This window comes from Streptomyces sp. NPDC056479 (assembly GCF_042795335.1).
Taxonomy (GTDB): Bacteria; Actinomycetota; Actinomycetes; order Streptomycetales; family Streptomycetaceae; genus Streptomyces.
On sequence record NZ_JBHTRZ010000013.1, the window covers coordinates 70,640 to 88,856 of the forward strand.

At 70.4% G+C, this 18,217-nt stretch carries 19 protein-coding genes and 1 pseudogene; 13 read left to right on the top strand and 7 right to left on the bottom strand.

The genetic code is table 11. The features are described 5' to 3' along the window. Positions 1-3 precede the first annotated feature (3 nt). The gene (locus ACFQ6S_RS39600; RefSeq protein ID WP_383420396.1) at positions 4-897 is read left to right on the top strand and encodes a hypothetical protein; all 894 of its coding nucleotides are present in this window, start codon (positions 4-6) and stop codon (positions 895-897) included. Positions 898-915: 18 nt separating this feature from the next. Here the strand turns inward: ACFQ6S_RS39600 and ACFQ6S_RS39605 are convergent, their stop codons facing one another. After that, the gene (locus ACFQ6S_RS39605) at positions 916-1,263 is read right to left on the bottom strand and encodes a PLD nuclease N-terminal domain-containing protein (RefSeq protein ID WP_383420398.1); all 348 of its coding nucleotides are present in this window, start codon (positions 1,261-1,263) and stop codon (positions 916-918) included. Between the two features lie 87 nt (positions 1,264-1,350). Here ACFQ6S_RS39605 and ACFQ6S_RS39610 point away from each other — a divergent pair, with 87 nt between their 5' ends. Both ACFQ6S_RS39610 and mqnP read left to right on the top strand, forming a co-directional pair. Further along, positions 1,351-2,802: a menaquinone biosynthesis decarboxylase gene (locus ACFQ6S_RS39610; protein ID WP_383420400.1), complete on the top strand. Its 1,452-nt coding sequence runs from the start codon at positions 1,351-1,353 to the stop codon at positions 2,800-2,802. Next, the gene (mqnP, locus tag ACFQ6S_RS39615) at positions 2,799-3,701 is read left to right on the top strand and encodes a menaquinone biosynthesis prenyltransferase MqnP (RefSeq protein ID WP_383420402.1); all 903 of its coding nucleotides are present in this window, start codon (positions 2,799-2,801) and stop codon (positions 3,699-3,701) included. Before ACFQ6S_RS39610 ends, mqnP begins: the two co-directional genes overlap by 4 nt. A gap of 34 nt (positions 3,702-3,735) precedes the next feature. Here the strand turns inward: mqnP and ACFQ6S_RS39620 are convergent, their stop codons facing one another. After that, positions 3,736-4,350, bottom strand: a complete 615-nt coding sequence (locus tag ACFQ6S_RS39620; RefSeq protein ID WP_383420404.1) for a rhomboid family intramembrane serine protease — start codon at positions 4,348-4,350, stop codon at positions 3,736-3,738. A 141-nt stretch (positions 4,351-4,491) separates the two neighbouring features. On the opposite strand from ACFQ6S_RS39620, the gene ACFQ6S_RS39625 reads away from it, so the two are divergent. The 7 genes and pseudogenes from ACFQ6S_RS39625 to ACFQ6S_RS39655 all read left to right on the top strand — a co-directional run bounded on the left by ACFQ6S_RS39625 (position 4,492) and on the right by ACFQ6S_RS39655 (position 9,279). Beyond that, the gene (locus ACFQ6S_RS39625) at positions 4,492-5,124 is read left to right on the top strand and encodes a UbiX family flavin prenyltransferase (RefSeq protein ID WP_383420406.1); all 633 of its coding nucleotides are present in this window, start codon (positions 4,492-4,494) and stop codon (positions 5,122-5,124) included. A gap of 100 nt (positions 5,125-5,224) precedes the next feature. Further along, the gene (locus ACFQ6S_RS39630; RefSeq protein ID WP_383420408.1) at positions 5,225-5,680 is read left to right on the top strand and encodes an Lrp/AsnC family transcriptional regulator; all 456 of its coding nucleotides are present in this window, start codon (positions 5,225-5,227) and stop codon (positions 5,678-5,680) included. Positions 5,681-5,717: 37 nt separating this feature from the next. Beyond that, positions 5,718-6,881, top strand: coding sequence for an aminofutalosine synthase MqnE (gene mqnE / locus ACFQ6S_RS39635; protein ID WP_383420410.1), 1,164 nt, complete (start codon positions 5,718-5,720; stop codon positions 6,879-6,881). A 33-nt stretch (positions 6,882-6,914) separates the two neighbouring features. Next, a pseudogene (locus ACFQ6S_RS39640) lies at positions 6,915-7,572 on the top strand (UdgX family uracil-DNA binding protein). Positions 7,573-7,612: 40 nt separating this feature from the next. Then, complete coding sequence (locus ACFQ6S_RS39645; protein WP_383420412.1) at positions 7,613-8,137, top strand: GNAT family N-acetyltransferase; 525 nt, start codon at positions 7,613-7,615, stop codon at positions 8,135-8,137. A gap of 86 nt (positions 8,138-8,223) precedes the next feature. Beyond that, positions 8,224-8,523: a DUF4229 domain-containing protein gene (locus ACFQ6S_RS39650; protein ID WP_383420414.1), complete on the top strand. Its 300-nt coding sequence runs from the start codon at positions 8,224-8,226 to the stop codon at positions 8,521-8,523. 93 nt (positions 8,524-8,616) lie between these two features. After that, positions 8,617-9,279, top strand: a complete 663-nt coding sequence (locus tag ACFQ6S_RS39655) for a TetR/AcrR family transcriptional regulator (RefSeq protein ID WP_383420416.1) — start codon at positions 8,617-8,619, stop codon at positions 9,277-9,279. Here ACFQ6S_RS39655 and ACFQ6S_RS39660 read toward each other — a convergent pair. Both ACFQ6S_RS39660 and ACFQ6S_RS39665 read right to left on the bottom strand, forming a co-directional pair. Beyond that, entirely contained in the window at positions 9,261-10,103 is an 843-nt protein-coding gene (locus ACFQ6S_RS39660; RefSeq protein ID WP_383420418.1) for a MaoC family dehydratase, read from the bottom strand. The genes ACFQ6S_RS39655 and ACFQ6S_RS39660 overlap by 19 nt on opposite strands. Beyond that, on the bottom strand, positions 10,103-11,404 hold the full coding sequence (locus ACFQ6S_RS39665) for a 3-oxoacyl-ACP reductase (RefSeq protein ID WP_383420420.1): 1,302 nt from the start codon (positions 11,402-11,404) through the stop codon (positions 10,103-10,105). Before ACFQ6S_RS39665 ends, ACFQ6S_RS39660 begins: the two co-directional genes overlap by 1 nt. 85 nt (positions 11,405-11,489) lie before the next feature. On the opposite strand from ACFQ6S_RS39665, the gene ACFQ6S_RS39670 reads away from it, so the two are divergent. Then, positions 11,490-12,776, top strand: a complete 1,287-nt coding sequence (locus ACFQ6S_RS39670; protein WP_383420421.1) for an acetyl-CoA C-acetyltransferase — start codon at positions 11,490-11,492, stop codon at positions 12,774-12,776. A 236-nt stretch (positions 12,777-13,012) separates the two neighbouring features. Continuing rightward, a complete protein-coding gene (locus tag ACFQ6S_RS39675) occupies positions 13,013-14,941 on the top strand; it encodes an AMP-dependent synthetase/ligase (protein WP_383420423.1) in 1,929 nt (642 codons plus the stop codon). A 12-nt stretch (positions 14,942-14,953) separates the two neighbouring features. Here ACFQ6S_RS39675 and ACFQ6S_RS39680 read toward each other — a convergent pair whose 3' ends face one another. Together ACFQ6S_RS39680 and ACFQ6S_RS39685 are read right to left on the bottom strand one after the other, a co-directional pair. After that, positions 14,954-15,340, bottom strand: coding sequence for a hypothetical protein (locus ACFQ6S_RS39680; RefSeq protein WP_383420425.1), 387 nt, complete (start codon positions 15,338-15,340; stop codon positions 14,954-14,956). Then, a complete protein-coding gene (locus ACFQ6S_RS39685; RefSeq protein ID WP_383420427.1) occupies positions 15,337-15,600 on the bottom strand; it encodes a hypothetical protein in 264 nt (87 codons plus the stop codon). The genes ACFQ6S_RS39680 and ACFQ6S_RS39685 overlap by 4 nt, the downstream gene beginning before the upstream one ends. Before the next feature lie 177 nt (positions 15,601-15,777). Here ACFQ6S_RS39685 and ACFQ6S_RS39690 point away from each other — a divergent pair, with 177 nt between their 5' ends. Further along, positions 15,778-16,914, top strand: coding sequence for a sugar ABC transporter substrate-binding protein (locus tag ACFQ6S_RS39690; protein WP_383420429.1), 1,137 nt, complete (start codon positions 15,778-15,780; stop codon positions 16,912-16,914). Between the two features lie 209 nt (positions 16,915-17,123). Here the strand turns inward: ACFQ6S_RS39690 and ACFQ6S_RS39695 are convergent, their stop codons facing one another. After that, on the bottom strand, positions 17,124-18,023 hold the full coding sequence (locus tag ACFQ6S_RS39695) for a LysR family transcriptional regulator (protein WP_383420431.1): 900 nt from the start codon (positions 18,021-18,023) through the stop codon (positions 17,124-17,126). Positions 18,024-18,217 lie beyond the last annotated feature (194 nt).

Below are 18,217 nucleotides of genomic sequence, written 5' to 3' on the forward strand. Positions count from 1 at the left end.
TCCGTGCCCGAGAACGACCCCGACCTCTATTACATCCATGCCCCCGAGGCCCGGGGGACGCAGGTCGGCAACAACAACACGCAGCACAACACCTTCGTGCTCAAGGCCGGTGCGGTGGCGGTGGTCGCCGTGACGGGTGTGGCGCTCACATTCATGTACCAGGCGTGGGAGGGGGAGAAGAAACCCTCCTCGGGGTCGTCCTCCGCCGACCTCGCCTCGGGCACGGGGCCCACCTGGCCGCAGGACGACGAGTCCGAGGACGAGACCCCCACCCCGACTCCCGGCGAGGAGTCCGCCACACCCACCGACGAGCCCACGACCGACGAGCCGAGCACCCCGTCCTTCGACCCGACGACCCTCGACGACGCGCTCACCGACCACACGCCGATCACCGTGAACGCGCTGCTTCCGGCCGCCTTCACCGACTCCAAGGGCGTCCGCTACACCAGGAACAGCGAGGGAGTCGTGACCTGCGACCAGCTGTCCCGGAACAGTGAGGCCACGACCACCCTCGTCGCCGCGGGCTGCGTCGACGACGAGGTCGCCACCGGGACCTACCTCGACCGCGACCAGAACGTCCTGGTGGCGGTGGAGGTCATGGCGCTGGCCGACAAGGCCACCGCCGTCGTCGCCCACAGCCGGCTCAAGGACAGCAACGCGGGCGGCTGGCGCTACCGGTGCCCCACGATCGGCGTCGGTGCGAACGTCTGCCGCGACTCGGGGCTCGCGCAGGCGACGTGGGACGCCTACACCGTGCGCAAGCACCGGTATGTGATCTCCGCGGTGGCCGTGTACGTCGACCTCCGGCAGGACGAGAGTGTCAAGTCCTGGCTGACGACGGCCTCGTACGAGGCCAACAGGCTGGCGGGGCCGGAGAATCACCCGGCCAATCAGTAGACCCGGCGGGGGCAGTCGTCAGGGCTCGTCGCGCCTGGGCCCGTCGTCCCTCTTCCTGTCGTCCTTCTCGCCGTCGTTCCTGTCGTCGTCCTCGTCCAGGGACTTCAGGAACTCGGGGTTGTCGTCGGGCGCGACCCACTGCTGACGCTGACGGTCGCGTACACCGGACCAGCCCTCGGCGGCCGGACTGCGCTTCTTGCCCGCGATCAGCCAGGAGATCGAGCCGACCAGCGGGAACACCAGAACGAGGATCGCCCACAGCGGCTTGGGCATATGGCGGATGTCGTCCTCCTTCGTGCTGATGCAGTCGATGAACGCGTACACGCTCAGCGCCAGTGGCACGAGGAACATCAGCACCCGGAGCATGGGCCCTCTCCAGCGAAACGGTCGTCGGGCCGGGGGCACGGCCCCCGGGTTCAGGGCCAGGGTAGCCGCTCGGGGATACTTGACCCCATGGCTTACGACGATCTTCGTTCCCTGCTCAGGGCACTGGAACGCGAAGGCGACCTCAAGCGCGTCAAGGCAGAGGTCGATCCGTATCTGGAGGTCGGGGAGATCGTCGACCGGGTGCAGAAGTCCGGCGGCCCCGCGTTGCTCTTCGAGAACGTGAAGGGGTCGTCGATGCCCCTCGCGATGAACGTCTTCGGCACGGACCGACGGCTGCTCAAGGCCCTGGGCCTGAAGTCGTACGGCGAGATCTCCGACCGGATCGGCGGGCTGCTCAAGCCCGAACTGCCGCACGGGTTCGTCGGGGTGCGCGAGGCGTTCGGGAAGCTCGGCTCGATGACGCACGTGCCGCCGAAGAAGGTCAAGGACGGCCCGGTCCAGGAGGTCGTGCTCACGGGCGACGACGTCGACCTCGACCAGCTGCCCGCCCTGTTCACCTGGCCCAAGGACGGCGGCTCCTTCTTCAACCTGGGGCTCACGCACACCAAGGACCCGGAGTCCGGCGTACGGAACCTGGGGCTGTACCGCCTCCAGCGCCACGACCAGCGCACCATCGGCATGCACTGGCAGATCCACAAGGACAGCCGGAACCACTACCAGGTGGCGGCGCGGCGGGGCGAGCGGCTGCCGGTGGCCATCGCCTTCGGATGTCCGCCCGCCGTGACCTACGCCTCCACCGCACCGCTGCCCGGGGACATCGACGAATACCTGTTCGCGGGATTCGTCTCGGGCAAGCGGATCGAGATGGTGGACTGCAAGACGGTGCCCTTGCAGGTGCCGGCGCAGGCGGAGGTCGTGCTGGAGGGGTGGCTGGAGCCCGGGGAGATGCTGCCGGAGGGTCCCTTCGGTGACCACACCGGCTTCTACACCCCGCAGGAACCGTTCCCCGCACTGAAGATCGACTGCGTGACGATGCGCCGCCGACCCCTGCTCCAGTCGATCGTCGTAGGCAGGCCTCCGACGGAGGACGGACCCCTGGGCCGTGCGACGGAACGCTTCTTCCTCCCCCTGCTGAAGATCATCGTCCCGGACATCGTGGACTACCACCTGCCGGAGTCCGGCGGCTTCCACAACTGCGCGATCGTCTCGATCGACAAGAAGTACCCCAAGCACGCCCAGAAGGTGATGCACGCGATCTGGGGCGCCCACATGATGTCCCTGACCAAGCTGATCGTGGTCGTCGACTCCGACTGCGACGTACACGATCTGCACGAGGTCTCCTGGCGGGCGCTCGGCAACACGGACTACGCCCGCGACCTCACCGTCGTCGAAGGCCCGGTCGACCATCTCGACCACGCCTCCTACCAGCAGTTCTGGGGCGGCAAGGCGGGCATCGACGCGACGAAGAAGTGGCCCGAGGAGGGCTACACGCGCGATGGCGGCTGGCCCGACATGGTGGAGTCCGACCCCGAGACGGCGGCGAAGGTCGACCGACGCTGGAAGGAGTACGGACTGTGAGCAGCGCCTCCGCCGCGATCCCGCAGCCAGGACGGACGAAGGCGTTCCTGCGCCTCGTCATGATCGAGCACTCGGTCTTCGCCCTGCCCTTCGCGTACATCGCCGCGCTCACCGCGATGTTCCAGATGGACAGGAACATCCACTGGGGCCGGCTGCTCCTGGTGACGATCTGCATGGTGGGCCTGCGGACCTTCGCCATGGCGGTCAACCGGATCATCGACCGCGAGATCGACGCGCGGAACCCTCGCACCGCCCACCGCGAGCTGGTGACCGGCGCCATGTCGGTCCGCCACGCCTGGACCGGCGCCCTGATCGCGCTGGTGATCTTCCTGGGCTCGGCGGCCCTGCTGAACCCCCTGTGCCTGGCCCTGGCCCCCATCGCGGTGATCCCGATGGTGGTCTACCCCTACGGCAAACGCTTCACGAACTTCCCGCAGGCCATCCTGGGCCTCGCCCAGGCGATGGGCCCGGTCGGCGGCTGGCTGGCCGTCACCGGCACCTGGTCCTGGGACGCGGTGATCCTCGGCCTCGCCGTCGGCATCTGGATCGGCGGCTTCGACCTGATCTACGCCTGCCAGGACGTCGACACCGACCGCGAGATCGGCGTCATGTCGGTCCCGGCCCGCTTCGGCATCCCGGCGGCGATCTGGGGCGCCCGGGTCTGCCACACGCTCACCACCGCCCTGTTCGTCTGGTACGCCCTCGCCACGGACGCGGGCACGTTCTTCTGGCTGGGCCTGCTGATCGTGGCCGGCGCGTTCCTGTACGAGCATTCGATCGTCCGCCCACATGACCTGTCCCGCCTCAACAGGGCGTTCTTCAGCGTCAACGGGTTCATCGGGATTGCCCTGTTCGTGTGTGCGCTGCTGGATCTGCTGGTGCGCGGACTCACTGTCTGACGGGCTCGGGCCCGGCAGCCGGCGGACGCAGCCTCTAGGCGATGAGCTCCTGACGCGAGACGGCGTCGTGGCGGCGGAACACGAACGCCGCCGCCACCCCCGCCACCAGCCCCACCAGATGCCCCTGCCAGCTCACGCCCGACTGGGTCGGGGCCAGGCCCGTCAGTATGGAGCCGCCCCAGATCGCCGCCACCAGGAGGCCGACCAGGATGCCGAGCGGGCGGCGTTCCACGAAGCCCGTGGCCAGGAGGAAGCCGAAGAGGCCGAAGATCAGGCCGGAGGCGCCCGCGGTGTTGGTGCCGGACGGCGATATCAGCCAGACGCCGAGGCCGTCGGCCACGATGACCAGGGCGCAGACGGCGGCGAAACGGCGGATGCCACCGAGGGCGGCCAGGAACCCCAGGACCAGCAGCGGCACGCTGTTCGCGGCGACATGGGCGAAGCCGAAGTGGATGAAGGCGGCCGGGACCACGTCCACCAGCTCGGACGGGTCGCGCGGGACGATGCCGAAGCCGTCCAGTGCGTGCCCGCTGATCACATCGGCCACTTCCAGCAGCCACAGCAGCGCCACCCAGCCCACCATCAGCTTGGCCGCCGTCAAAGCGCGCTCACCGCGCGACCCACCCGACGCATCCGATGTACCCGGCATGGCAACCCCCGCCCGACTTCGTCCCCCTCTGGGAACGCCCGGCCCCCCTTGGTCGGTTCCCACCCCGTCACGCCGGATAGGCTCGGAGTCGTGAACCCAGTCAAGCCAGGAGAGTCGGCGCGTACGCCTTGGATCGTAGGGGTGTCCGGCGCTTCCGGCACCCCATACGCGGCCGCCGTGCTGCGCACGCTCCTCGCCGCCGGGGAGAGCGTCGACCTGGTCGTCAGCCGGGCCTCACGGCTCACCCTGCTCGACGAGACGGGGATCTCCTTCCGCGATGCCCACTGGCAGGACGACCTGCGGGAATGGCTCGCGCGGGGTGCCGACGGCAAGCCCGGGACCTTCGAGGTGGACATCGAGGACGTCCGGTACTGGAACGCCGGGGATCTCGCCGCCGGGCCGTCCTCGGGGTCGTACGCCACGAAGGGCATGCTGATCGTGCCCGCCTCCACCGCCTGCGTCGCCGGAGTCGCGCTCGGGCTGTCCAAGGACCTGTTGCAGCGGGCGGCGAGCGTGACCCTGAAGGAGGGGCGCGGGCTCGTCGTCGCCGTACGGGAGACGCCCCTGAACGGGCAGACGCTGCGGCACCTGGTGACACTGGACGACGCGGGCGCGATCGTCGTACCCGCCTCGCCCGCCTTCTACGCGGGAGCCACCCACATCCAGGACCTGGTGGACTTCGTCGCCGGACGCGTGCTCGACGCGGCGGGCGTCGAGCACCGGCTCTACCGCCGCTGGAAGGGCGAACTGGGCGGCGGCGCCCTTGCCACCTGACCGGCATGCCACCGCAACGCGCGGTGCCAGCACAACTCATCACTTCAGGCTTCAGTTCAGCAATCACGTCAGACCTCTTCAGCGGAAGGCTTCGAATCGCATGGACGCGGTGGACAGGCAGCTCATCCAGGCCCTGAGGGAGAACGGCCGGGCCTCCTACGCGGAGCTGGGACGCCTCGTAGGCCTGTCGGGCCCCAGCGTCACCGACCGCATCAACCGGCTGGAGGCGGCCGGCGTCATCACCGGCTACCGCGCCACCGTCGACTCGGCCTCGCTCGGTCTCGGCGTCACCGCCCTCATCGGTATCTCGCTCTCCGACGCCACCGACCACGAGGATGTGGCGGACCGCCTGCGGGACCTGGGCGAGATCGAGGACTGCTGGTTCATCGCGGGCGACGACTCGTACATGCTCAAGGTACGGGCGGCCGACGTGGACGGTCTCGAGAAGATCATCCGGCGGCTCAGCGGGACGACGGGCGTCTCCCGGACCCGTACGACGATCGTGCTCTCCACGAAGTGGGAGAACCGGGTCGGGGAACTGCCCGAGGAGGTCTAGACGTACGGTGGACAGGTCGTCGGAGAAAGGTGTGGGCATGGACGTCGGGCTCAAGCGCGAGCTGGAGGAGAAGGTCAGGGCCGGTGAACGGCTGACCCGCGAGGACGGCATCGCGCTGTACGAGTCGGACGACCTGGCGTGGCTCGGCGGCCTCGCGCACGAGGTGCGCACCCGCAAGAACGGCGACGTCGTCCACTTCAACGTCAACCGTCACCTCAACATGACCAACGTCTGTACGGCCTCCTGCGCGTACTGCTCCTTCCAGCGCAAGCCGGGGGAGAAGGACGCGTACACGATGCGCATCGAGGAGGCCGTCAAGCTCGCCAAGTCGATGGAGTCGGAGAACCTCACCGAGCTCCACATCGTCAACGGCCTGCACCCGAACCTCCCGTGGCGCTACTACCCGCGCTCGCTGCGGGAGCTGAAGGCCGCTCTGCCGAACGTCTCGCTGAAGGCCTTCACGGCGACGGAGATCCACCACTTCGAGACCATCTCCGGGCTGTCGGCCTCCGAGATCCTCGACGAACTCATCGACGCCGGCCTGGAGTCCCTCACCGGCGGCGGCGCGGAGATCTTCGACTGGGAGGTCCGCCAGCACATCGTGGACCACCGCACCCACTGGGAGGACTGGTCCCGGATCCACCGGCTGGCGCACGAGAAGGGTCTGAAGACCCCGAGCACCATGCTGTACGGCCACATCGAGGAGCCGCGGCACCGGGTGGACCACGTGCTGCGCCTGCGCGAGCTGCAGGACGAGACGGGCGGCTTCCAGGTCTTCATCCCCCTGCGCTACCAGCACGACTTCGTCGACATGAAGGACGGCAAGGTACGCAACCGCCTCCAGGCCAGGACCCAGATGGCGACCGGCGCGGAGGCCCTGAAGACCTTCGCCGTCTCCCGTCTCCTCTTCGACAACGTCCCGCACGTCAAGGTCTTCTGGGTCATGCACGGCGTCCAGACCGCCCAGCTGGCACTGCAGCACGGCGCGGACGACATGGACGGCTCGGTCGTCGAGTACAAGATCACCCACGACGCGGACAACTACGGCACGCCGAACAAGCTGACCCGCGAGGACCTGCTGGACCTGATCCGGGACGCGGGCTTCCGGCCGGTGGAGCGCAACACGCGGTACGAGATCATCCGGGAGTACGACGCCCCGGACCCGCTGCGCCGCGAGTCCCCCCAGCCGATGCGGGTGTGATTCCAGCGGGCGGGGCCGTGGTTCTCGTCCGCCATGGTGAGCACCAAGGCACCCGAGGACGCCTACACCGCTGACCTTTGCTCCCCGACCGTGGCGGCCTGCCCGCCCTGCGTCGCGCCGCCGCCGAATGCCGGGGCTGTCCTCTCCACCGGGACGCCACCCGAACCGTCTTCGGCGTCGGCGACCGGAACGCCCGCGTGATGCTCGTCGGCGAACAGCCCGGCGACCAGGAGGACCGGCAGGGCAAGCCCTTCGTCGGTCCCGCCGGGCGTCTCCTCGACAGGGCGCTGGAGGAAGCCGGCCTGGACCCGGCGGACGCGTACGTCACCAACGCCGTGAAGCACTTCAAGTTCACCTGGGCCGAACCCCGTGGGCACCGGACCCACAAGGCGCCGACCTTGCGCGACATGACCGCGGGCGGTCCCTGGCCGGCCGCCGAACTGGCCGCCGGCGAGCCCGAGCTGATCGTGCTGCTGGGCGCGAGCGCGGGCAAGGCGCTGCCGGGGTCGTCGTTCAGGGTCGGGGAGGTGCGCGGAACGCTGCTGGAGCGCGAGATCCACGGCCGGCCGGAGAAGCCGATGGCGACGGTCCATCCGTCGTCGGTGCTGAGGGCCCAGGGCGACGCGGCCGGGAGGCGGCGTACGCGGGGCTCGTCTCGGACCTGAAGGTGGCGGCGCGGGCCTTGACGTGATGGCTTTCGCGGCGTTCCTCGTAATGACTACGATGGCGCGGTGTCCCTTACTTTCACACTCGACCCGGCCGTCACTCCCGACCTCCGCGACGGCATCCTCGACCTGTGGACCGAAGTCTCCAACGCGGGCGGAGCCGTGGGCTTCGTGCCGCCCGTGACACGGGAGGAGATCCGGCCGGAGCTGGTGCGGCAGTTCGCCGCGATGGCCGACCGGAGCAGGCGGCTGCTGGTCGGGCACGATGACGACGGGCGGGTCGCCGCGACCGCTTTCCTCACCTTCAACTCGCACCGGCTGATGACCCACTGGATCTGGCTGTACACGGTGATGGTCCACCCCCGCCACCAGGGCAGGGGCTACGGCCGCGACCTGCTGACGGCAGCCGAGCGGGCGGCCCGCACCTTCGACGGCATCGAGGCGATCCGGCTCACCTGCCGGGGCGGCCTCGGCCTGGAGCGCTTCTACGGCTCCTGCGGCTACAAGGAGGTCGGCCGGATCCCGGACGCCATCCGGGTCGCACCGGGCGACGACCGGGACGACGTGATCATGCTGCTCCCGCTGCACTGAACCCGTACCGACCCCCCTGCAAGATCGGTGGTCCGGCGTGCTTCACTGGACACTGGCCCCATTTGGAATCGGAAGAGTGGATTGAGATGCTCCGCTACACACTGATGCGCCTCGGGATCTTCGTGGGCTGCCTCGTGGTCGTCTGGGGCCTCGTCTTCTCCGGCCTCGCCCCCCGCGGTCTCGGCGACTCCAACGGCATGTGGATCGTCCTGCTCTCGCTGGTGATCTCGGCGCCGATCAGCTTCGTCGTCCTGCGCAAGGAGCGCGACCGCGCCTCCGTCGGGATCGTCCAGCGTGTCGACCGCATGAAGGCCAACCTGGACGCGAACCGCAACCAGGAGGACGTGGCCGACGACACGGCTCGCGCACAGGGCCAGGCCTCCTAGGTCGTGTCGGCATAGGGCGTACGACGTCCCCGGGCCCGGGTCGGTCCCGTCGAAGGAGAATCCTCCGGAGAACGGGTCGCCTACTCTTGCCCCATGGGTGCCGTGAAGACCAAGCGGATGCCGCGGGCCGTCCGTGAGCAGCAGATGCTGGACGCCGCCGTGCGGACCTTCGGTCAGCGCGGGTACATGGCCGCGTCGATGGACGAGATCGCCGAACTCGCGGGCGTGTCCAAGCCGTTGGTCTATCTGTACCTGAATTCGAAGGAAGACCTCTTCACCGCCTGCATACGCCGGGAGGCCGCCGCCCTCACCGCGGCGGTACGGGCGGGCGTGCGGCGCGAGCTGCCCGCCGACCGGCAACTCTGGGAAGGCCTGGGCGCGTTCTTCGCGCACACCTCGCAGAACCCGGACGGCTGGTCCGTCCTGCACCTCCAGGCCCGCACCCATGGCGAGCCGTTCGCCTCCGAGGTCGCCGCGATGCGCGCGGAGATCGTCGCGTTCGTGACCCAGCTGATCCTCGCGGCGGCACGCGAGGCCCACCGCGATCCCGACCTGCCCGAGAGCGAGGTCGCCGGGCTCGCCGTGGCCCTCGTGGGAGCCGGCGAGTCGCTCGCCGCCTGGGCCAACGCCACGCAGGGTGTGACGGCGAGACAGGCCGCGGCGACCTTGATGAACTTCGCCTGGGCCGGGCTGGGCAATCTGATGGCCGGCAATCCCTGGACGCAGCCGGACACCGCTCACGAGGCGAGCGGATAGACCTCCCCGGCCAGATGCAGCCGGTCAGCTCCGGCCCGCAGCTCGAACCGGCCGCCCTCAGCGGCGTAGGTCACCGTCCCCGGCAGCAGTACCGGCGCCCGGAACTCCGCCTCCACCCGGACCCGTTCGGGCACACCGTGCGCGGCCAGGCAGCGGGCCACCGTCCACATGCCGTGCGCGATGGCACGGGGAAAGCCGAACAGGCGGGCGGTGAAGGGGTGCAGGTGGATGGGGTTGCGGTCACCGGAGGCGGCGCCGTATCGGCGGCCGACATCGCCGGCGATGCGCCACTCGGCGACCCCGGGCAGCGGCTTGCGCACCTCCTTCGCGGCCTCCGGAGCCCGGTGCCGGGTGCGATGGCGGGCCAGATATGTGCTCCTCGACTCCCATACGACCTCGTCACCGACCCGCATCTCGGTGATCACGGCTGCTTCCGTGCCGCGCCGGTGCGGGGCCAACCCGTCCACGCGCACCGAGAGTTCGTACTCCCCGGTGGCCGCCATGGCCCGGTGCTGGGTGATGGTGATCGACGTGTGCACGAGCCCGAGCAGCGGCAGCGGGAAACCCCGGCCGCTCATCAGCCGCATCGCCAGCGGGAAGCCCAGCACATGCGGATACGTCACCGGCAGGGCGTCCTCCCCGGTGGGGAACCCGCACACCCGCTCGTACCCGGCCAGCCGGGCGAGGTCGACACGCAGTCCCGGCAGCACGAGCCGGGTGCGCGGGAACTCCGCGTCGGGGCCCGGTCGTTTGAAGGGGGACAGCAGGGCGCCCTGGGTGAGCAGGGGCGGAAGGGAAGGAGCACGGGTGAGGACTAGGTCCATCAGGCCCCCAGCAGGCTCTGGCCGCATACGCGTACGACCTGGCCGTTGACGGCCCCGGAGTCCGGATCCGCCAGCCAGGCCGTCGTCTCGGCGACGTCGACGGGCAGTCCGCCCTGCGCGAGCGAGTTCATCCGGCGCCCCGCCTCCCGGATGAACAGCGGGACCGCGGCGGTCATCTTCGTCTCGATGAAGCCGGGCGCGACCGCGTTGACCGTCACCCCGTGCTCGGTCAGCGCACGTGGTGCGAGGACACGGACCAGGCCGACGACGCCCGCCTTGCTCGCGCCGTAGTTGGTCTGACCGGCGTTCCCCGCCAGTCCCGCGATCGACGCCGTCGCCACGATCCGGCCGCCTCGCCTCAGTGTCCCGCTCGCCAGCAGCGCGTCCGTGGTGCGCAGCACGCTCGCGAGGTTGACGTCGAGCACCGAACTCCAGCGCTCGGCGGGCATGTTGACGAGCCGCCGGTCGCGGGTGATCCCGGCGTTGTGCACCAGGACGTCCAGCCCGTCCGGCAGCGCGTCCGCGATGCGCGCGCCGGCGTCGGGGGCGGTGATGTCGAGCGTGAGGGCGGTGCCGCCGAGCCGGTCGGCCACCCGCCGCGCGTCCTGTTCGGCCTGCGGCACATCGAGTACGACGACCCGGGCACCGTCCCTGGCCAGCGTCTCGGCGACCGCCTCACCGATGCCGCGCGCGGCGCCGGTGACCAGGGCGGTGCGGCCGGTCAGCGGGCGGTCGGGGTCGTCGGGCGCGGCGTCCGTGCTCTGCGCCGGACCCACCTCGACGACCTGTCCGCTGACGTACGCCGACTTGGGGGAGAGCAGGAAGCGCAGGGTCGACTCCGCGGCGCGCGCGTCGGTGAGCCGTACGAGATTGACCGTGCGACCGCTCCCGATCTCCTTGCCGAGCGAGCGTGTGAAGCCCTCCAGGGCCTGCTGGGCGGCTGCCTGGTGATGGTCGGCGGGGTCGAGGGGCGCGCCGAGGACGACGATCCGGCCGCTCTGCGCGACCGACCGCACGACCGGGTGGAGGGCGGCGTGCACCTCGGCGAGCGTTTCGACGTCCCGGACCCCGGTGGCGTCCAGGAGAACGGCCGCCGGCTCGTCCGAGGAGGGCGTCAGGTCCAGGCCCGTGGCGGCGAGGTCGAGGTCCGACTTGCCGGCGGTGAGGAGGAGACGGTCGCCCACCCGCGTGGGCCGCCGCGGTGACCAGCGTTTCAGCGGCGTGGGCCGGGGCAACCCGAGGCGGCGGGTGAGGAAGCGGCCGGGGCCCGTGCCGGTGAAGCTCAGATAGCGGTCGGCCATGTCCCACTCCCAGTGCGCTCCGGTACTGACTCCGGAGTAAGGTTACCCGAGGTAAGCCCATGCTGGACGTGAGGAGTGGATGGAGATGAGCTCCCTGTTGGCGCCGGCGGTCCGGCGCGTGGCGATCATCGGCGGCACCCGCGTCCCGTTCGCGCGCTCGGACGGCCCGTACGCCACCGCGTCCAACCAGGACATGCTCACGGCCGTGGTCGACGGCCTCGTCGAGCGCTACGAACTCGGCGATCCGGGCGCGGTCGGCGAGCTCGTCGCGGGGGCCGTCCTCAAGCACAGCCGTGACTTCAATCTCGCCCGCGAGACCGTCCTCGGCTCGAAGCTCGACGCGCGCACACCGGCGTACGACATCCAGCAGGCCTGCGGCACCGGGCTCCAGGCCGTCATCGCCGCCGCCAACAAGATCGCGCTCGGCCAGACCGAGGCGGCCGTCGCGGGCGGCGCGGACACGGCGAGCGACGCGCCCCTCGGCGTCAACGACGAGCTGCGCCGCACCCTGCTCCGGGCGCGGCGGGCGAAGTCGCTCGGCGGGCGGGTCAGGGCGCTGACCCGGGTGCGGCCGTCCCACCTCGTCCCCGACATCCCGCGCAACGCCGAGCCGCGCACCGGGCTCTCCATGGGCGAGCACGCCGCCGTCACGGCCCGCGCCTGGAACATCTCCCGCGAGGCCCAGGACGAGCTGGCGGCGACGAGTCACCAGCGGCTTGCGGCGGCGTACGAACGCGGCTTCTTCCAGGACCTGGTCGTGCCCTTCCGGGGCCTGGACCGGGACCAGAACCTGCGCCCCGGCTCCACGGCGGAGAAACTCGCCGCGCTGAAGCCGGTGTTCGGCCTCGACCGGCCCGGCCCGACCATGACGGCGGGCAATTCGACGCCGCTGACGGACGGGGCGGCGGTCGTGCTGCTGGCGAGCGAGGAGTGGGCGGCGCGCCGGGGGCTGGAGCCGCTGGCGTACCTCACCGCGTACGAGACGGCGGCCGTGGACCATGTGCACGGCGATGTGGCGGGCGGTGCGGACGGGCTGCTGATGGCACCGGCGCACGCCGTCCCGCGCATGCTCGCACGCGCCGGACTGACCTTCTCCGACTTCGAGTTCGTGGAGATCCACGAGGCCTTCGCGTCCCAGGTGCTGGCCACGCTCGCGGCGTGGGAGAAGCAGGGGCTGGAGCCGGTGGACCGGACCCGGCTGAACGTCACGGGCTCATCCCTGGCGACCGGTCACCCCTTCGCCGCGACCGGCGCGCGGATCGTGGCGACGCTGGCCAAGTCGCTCGCGGAGAGGGGTGGTTCGGGGCGCGGACTGATCTCGGTCTGTGCGGCCGGAGGGCAGGGCGTGACGGCGATCCTGGAGCGAAGGTAAGGATGAGGTGAGACGAAGCTGAGTGCCCCTCACATAACCCCCGAGGTTGCACATACCCGGCTCCGTACCACCGCCGAACCCGCACAACCCCCACACGCGGGACCCGTACGATCGCCTGCCTAACCAGCGGTAACCCGTTTCCGCCGGCCTCCGCAGGTGAACGCCACGGTGCGCGAGGTACGTACGTCATGCAGCAAGCAGTTTTCGTCGCTGCAAGCCCGTCGCAGGAGCCGCCCGTGTCCACTTCGCTTCCCTCCTTCGCCCCCTCGGCGGCCTACGACGACACTCCCGGACCGCACCTGGTACAGCCCGAGACACGGCGCCTGGACGGCGTCGTACGGGAGGCGTACGTACCGCCGTTCGCGCCCCCGGTGACCCACGGGTCGCTCGCGGACCTGCCCTTCGACAACGCGGCCGCGGCTCCCGACGCGGTGGTGCTCAGCCGGCGGAGCGCGGACGGGCGATGGGCGCAGGTGACGGCGGCTCAGTTCGCCGAGCAGGTGCAGGACGTGGCGAAGGGGCTGATCGCCGAGGGGCTGATGCCCGGCGACCGGATCGCCGTGATGGCACGCACGGTCTACGAGTGGACCCTCCTCGACTTCGCCGCCTGGGCGGCCGGGCTGGTGACGGTCCCCGTCTACCCCACCTCCTCCGTCTTCCAGACCCGCTGGATCCTCCAGGACTCCGGCGCGGTGGCGCTGGTCACCGAGACCGCCGCCCAGGCCGCCGCCCTCGGCCCCGAGCTTGACCGCGTGCCCGACCTGCGCCACATGTGGGTGATGGACAAGGGCCACGTCGAGCGGCTGGGTGAGCTGGGCGCACAGCAGCCGGACGGGGAGGTCGGCGTACGGCGGGGCATGCTGGTGCCGGACACGCTGGCGACCCTCATCTACACCTCCGGCACGACCGGCCGCCCGAAGGGCTGCGCGCTGACGCACAGCAACTTCTTCGCCGAGGTGGACAACGCGATCGAGCTCCTCTACCCGATCTTCAAGGCGAGGACCAGCGAAGAGGCGTCGGTGCTGCTCTTCCTGCCCATGTCGCACGTCTTCGGCCGCATGGTGGCCGTGGCCTGCGTACGGGCCAGGGTGCGCCTGGGTCACGCGCCCAGCCTGAAGGCGGAGGACCTGCTGCCGGACCTGGCCGCCTTCCGCCCGACGTGTCTGCTGACCATCCCCTACATGCTGGAGAAGATCTTCAACTCCGCGCGCGCGAAGGCCGAGACGGGCGGACGCGTGTCGTCCTTCGACCGCGCGGCCTCGGTGGCCGAGCGCTACGGCGAGGCGATGGAGGCCCGTGCGGCGGGCACCGGGTCGGGCCCCGGCACGACCCTCAAGACGGCCCGCGCCTTCTACGACCCGCTGGTCTACCGCCGTATCCGCAACGCGATGGGCGGCCGGGTGCGGTACGCGATCTGCGGCGGCTCACCCCTGGGCCGGCGCCTCGCCGCCTTCTACACCGGCGCGGGCATCGAGATCTACGAGGGCTACGGCCTCACCGAGACGACGGCCGCGGCCACCGTCACGCCCCCGCTCAAGCCCCGCCTGGGCACGGTCGGCTGGCCGCTGCCCGGTACCCGCGTCCGGATCGCCGCCGACGGCGAGATCCTCATCGCCGGCGACCAGGTGCTGCGCGGCTACTGGGACCCGGCCGCCGGCGGCGTGGTCCCGCCCGCGGCGGACGGCTGGCTGCCGACGGGGGACATCGGTGCCCTGGACGACGAGGGCTATCTGACCATCACCGGCCGAAAGAAGGAGCTGCTGATCACGGCAGGCGGCAAGAGCGTGGCCCCGGCGCCCCTGGAGAACTGGCTCCGCTCGCACCCCCTGATCTCCCAGTGCATGGTCCTGGGCGACCGCCGCCCGTACGTCTCCGCCCTGATCACCCTGGACATGGACGGCGTCACCCACTGGCGCCGGATGAACGGCAAGCACTCGGTGCCCGCCGAACTCCTCGTGACCGACGCGGAGTTGAGGGCGATCCTGCAACGGGCGGTGGACGAGGCGAACAAGCTGGTGTCCAGGCCGGAGTCGATCCGCCGCTTCACGATCCTGCCGACGGACTTCACGGAGATGGCGGGTCATCTGACGCCGTCGATGAAGCTGCGGAGGGATGCGGTCATGCGGGACTTCGCGGGGGAGGTGGAGGAGCTGTACGCCAAGTAGCGCCGGCCGTGTCTAGCGGGTGAGGTCGAGGAAGGGGACGCCTCGTCCGTCGTACGCCTTGGCCGCGACCGTGGCGACCAGGGCGTCCGCGCCCCAGTCGGGCAGATGGCGTGCGGCGTGAATGGCGGCGCCGATGCCAGGTGATACCCCGTCGCGGCGCAGCTGGGCCACGGCGAGGGTGGCCGCGTAGTCCAGGTCGATGGTGTGGATCACTTCCAGCTGACCGATGTGCTCGGCGAGGCCCAGGTGCTCCGCGTCGGCCTCCAGCACGCACAACGTGGGGGCCCAGAGCCGGACTTCGGGCTCGAAGTGAGCCCGATGAATGAGAGAGGAGACCTGGCGGTTGCCGGACAGGGCGAGAAGCGTGGGAGTGTCCAGTACCAGATGGTGCTGGATCACGCGGCGGACTCCGTCCGGTGCGTAAAGGCCTCACGCAGCTTGCGCCCCATGGCGGCGCTCTCTTCGTCCGTGACCTCTATGCCGAAGTGTTCGGCGAGGTAGGCGTGGGTCCTCTCGGCGCGCTCTCGGCGCTCCTCCTCGGTGAGCGTGGCCTCCGCGAACTCCTGGACGAGGGAACGGATCGACGTACCTCGGGATTCGGCGATGACCGCGAGGCGGTCTCGAACCTCGGAGGGGACTCGGATCATGGCATCGGACATGGCCCGAGTATACGTCGACGTAAACGCGTCCGAGGTGTTTCCCATGACCCGGAATCGCGAACGGAGCAAACGGTTGCCGTCTCGTTACGACAACCGCTTGACGTGACATGTCCTCCCCGCGTTGGCTACCGCCAACCCCGGGTAGCAACGCCGCTCCTCCGCTTGGAAGGCCCCGTAGTGAACGCTCGTACCCCCCACACCCGCGCTGGACGCCGTATCGGCATAGCCCTCGTCGCGTCCGCATCGGCCATGTCGCTCACCGCGTGCGGTGTCATCGACGGCATCGGGGGCGGTGACAGCTCGGCGTCGCCGGAGAAGGGTGACGACATCTCGGTCGGTCTGCTGCTGCCCGACAAGGACACGGCGCGCTTCGAGAAGTTCGACTACCCGCTCATCAAGAAGGAGGTCGGCGCCCTCACCAAGGACCGGGGCAAGGTCGTCTACGCCAACGCCGCGGCGAGTCCGCAGAAGCAGAGCGAGCAGTTCCAGCAGATGATCGACGACCAGGTGGACGTCGTCCTGGTGGACGCGGTGGACGCCAAGGCCATCGGGCCGGACGTGGAGAAGGCGAAGGACGCGGGCATCCCGGTCATCGCCTACGACCGCCTGGCCGAGGGGCCCATCGACGCGTATGTCTCCCACGACAACGAACTCGTCGGCGAGGTGCAGGGCCGCTCCCTCGTCGAGGAACTCGGCTCGAAGGCCGCGAGCAGCAAGGTCGTCATGATGAACGGCGACCCGGCCGACCCCAACACGGACCGGTTCAAGAAGGGCGCGCTCGAGGAACTCGAGGGCGAGGTGAACATCGTCAAGAAGTACGACACCGAGAAGTGGTCGCCCGAGGCCGCCAAGGCCAACATGGAGAAGGCGATCGCCGCCGTCGGGGTCGGCGACATCGCCGCCGTCTACTCGGCGAACGACGGCATGGCGGGCGCCGTCATCGACGCCCTCAAGGAGGCCGGCGTCAGCAAGGTTCCGCCGGTGACGGGGCAGGACGCGAACCTGGACGCGGTGCAGCGGATCGTCTCGGGCGAGCAGTTCATGACGGTGTACAAGTCCTTCCTGCTGGAGGCGACCAACGCCGCGAAGATGGCCGTGTACAAGGTGCAGAACCGCGACATCGAGTTCGACGCGCTGACCCAGGACTCGGTCGACAGCCCGACCCAGGACAAGATCCCGGCCCAGCTGGTCTCGGTGGTCGCCCTCACACAGAAGAACATCAAGGACACGGTGATCCAGGACGGCGTCTACACCGTCGACCAGATCTGCACCCCCGAGTACGCGGCGGACTGCGCGAAGATCGGCCTGAACTAGGCCCTGTCGTCTGGATGAGCCCGGCTGCGAGGATCGGTTTCCTCCTGGCCGAGCCGAGCGGGGGCATGGGGGAGCGTGCAGCTGCAAGGCGGAGGAGGGAGTCGACGCGGAGCGTCGGCGACCGACGGCAACGCGGCAGATGCGCGTGCCAGACCCCGCGACGCCGGGATGATCCAAACGACAGGGCCTAGTCGCCGGGCCCAGGCCGGTCAGTTCCGCACGGCCCGGCGGTGCGTCTCCACCAGATCCGCGAACGCCCGGGCCGGCGGGCTGAGCGCGTCCCAGCGGCGGACGGCCCAGCCGACCGGCAGGGGACGCAGCGCGGGCAGCGGGATCAGGCGCAGATCACCGCTGCCGGGGACGGCCAGCCCCGGCAGCGCGGGCACCACCGCCCGCCCGACCCCCAGCTCGGCCAGCAGCAGCGCCGTGTCCCAGTCGGCGACGCTGGTGTCGTGCGCGAACCGGACGCCCAACTCGGCGCAGGCGGCGTCCAGATGAGCCGCGGAGGCGGAGTTCGGCGGCAGCCGGATCAGCCGTACGCCGTCCATGTCGGCGCCCGCGTCGACGTACGGCCGCTTCGCCAGCGGATCGTCGGCCCGCACCGCCAGCACCCACGGCAGCTCCACCACCGGCCGCTGCTCGATGCCGCGCACCGGCGGGCCGAGGGTGATCCAGGCCAGGTCGAGCGTGCCGTCGGCCAGCGCGTCGAAGCTGCCCCGGCCCGAACTCACGGTACGGAACTCCAGGCTGACCCCGGGGTGGCGCCGCCGGTAGGCGACGACCGCCTCCGACATGAAGTGCCGTACGGTCGTCGCCCCCGTCGCCACCCGCACGTACCCGCTCTCGCCGGCGGCGAGATCCCGCAGCCGCCGTACGGCCAGATCCAGCCCGGATATCCCCTCGGCGGCAGCCGCCTCCAGCACCCGCCCCGCCTGCGTCGGCGTGACACCCCGGGGTTGCCGCTCCAGCAGCGCGACTCCCATCTCGCGCTCCAGCCGCTTCACATGCTGGCTCACGGCCGACTGAGTGCACCCCAGCTCCCGTGCCACCGAACTGAGGCTCCCGGCCCGGCACACGGCCACGAACACGCGCAGGTCATCGAGGGTCATGGCCTCCAAGTTAATACTTGGAGGTCGCTACAAATCCTAAGGATTGACTGGGCTTTGCCCGATGTACGACGATCCTGGACGGGCCCGGGCGGCAACCCGCTCCTCGCCCCCGCCGGTGTCCGGACCGATGGCGGGGAGGGAGCGGGTGCCGACCCAAAGCGCGAGGTCGGAACGCTCAACTCCCTTTCTTGTCG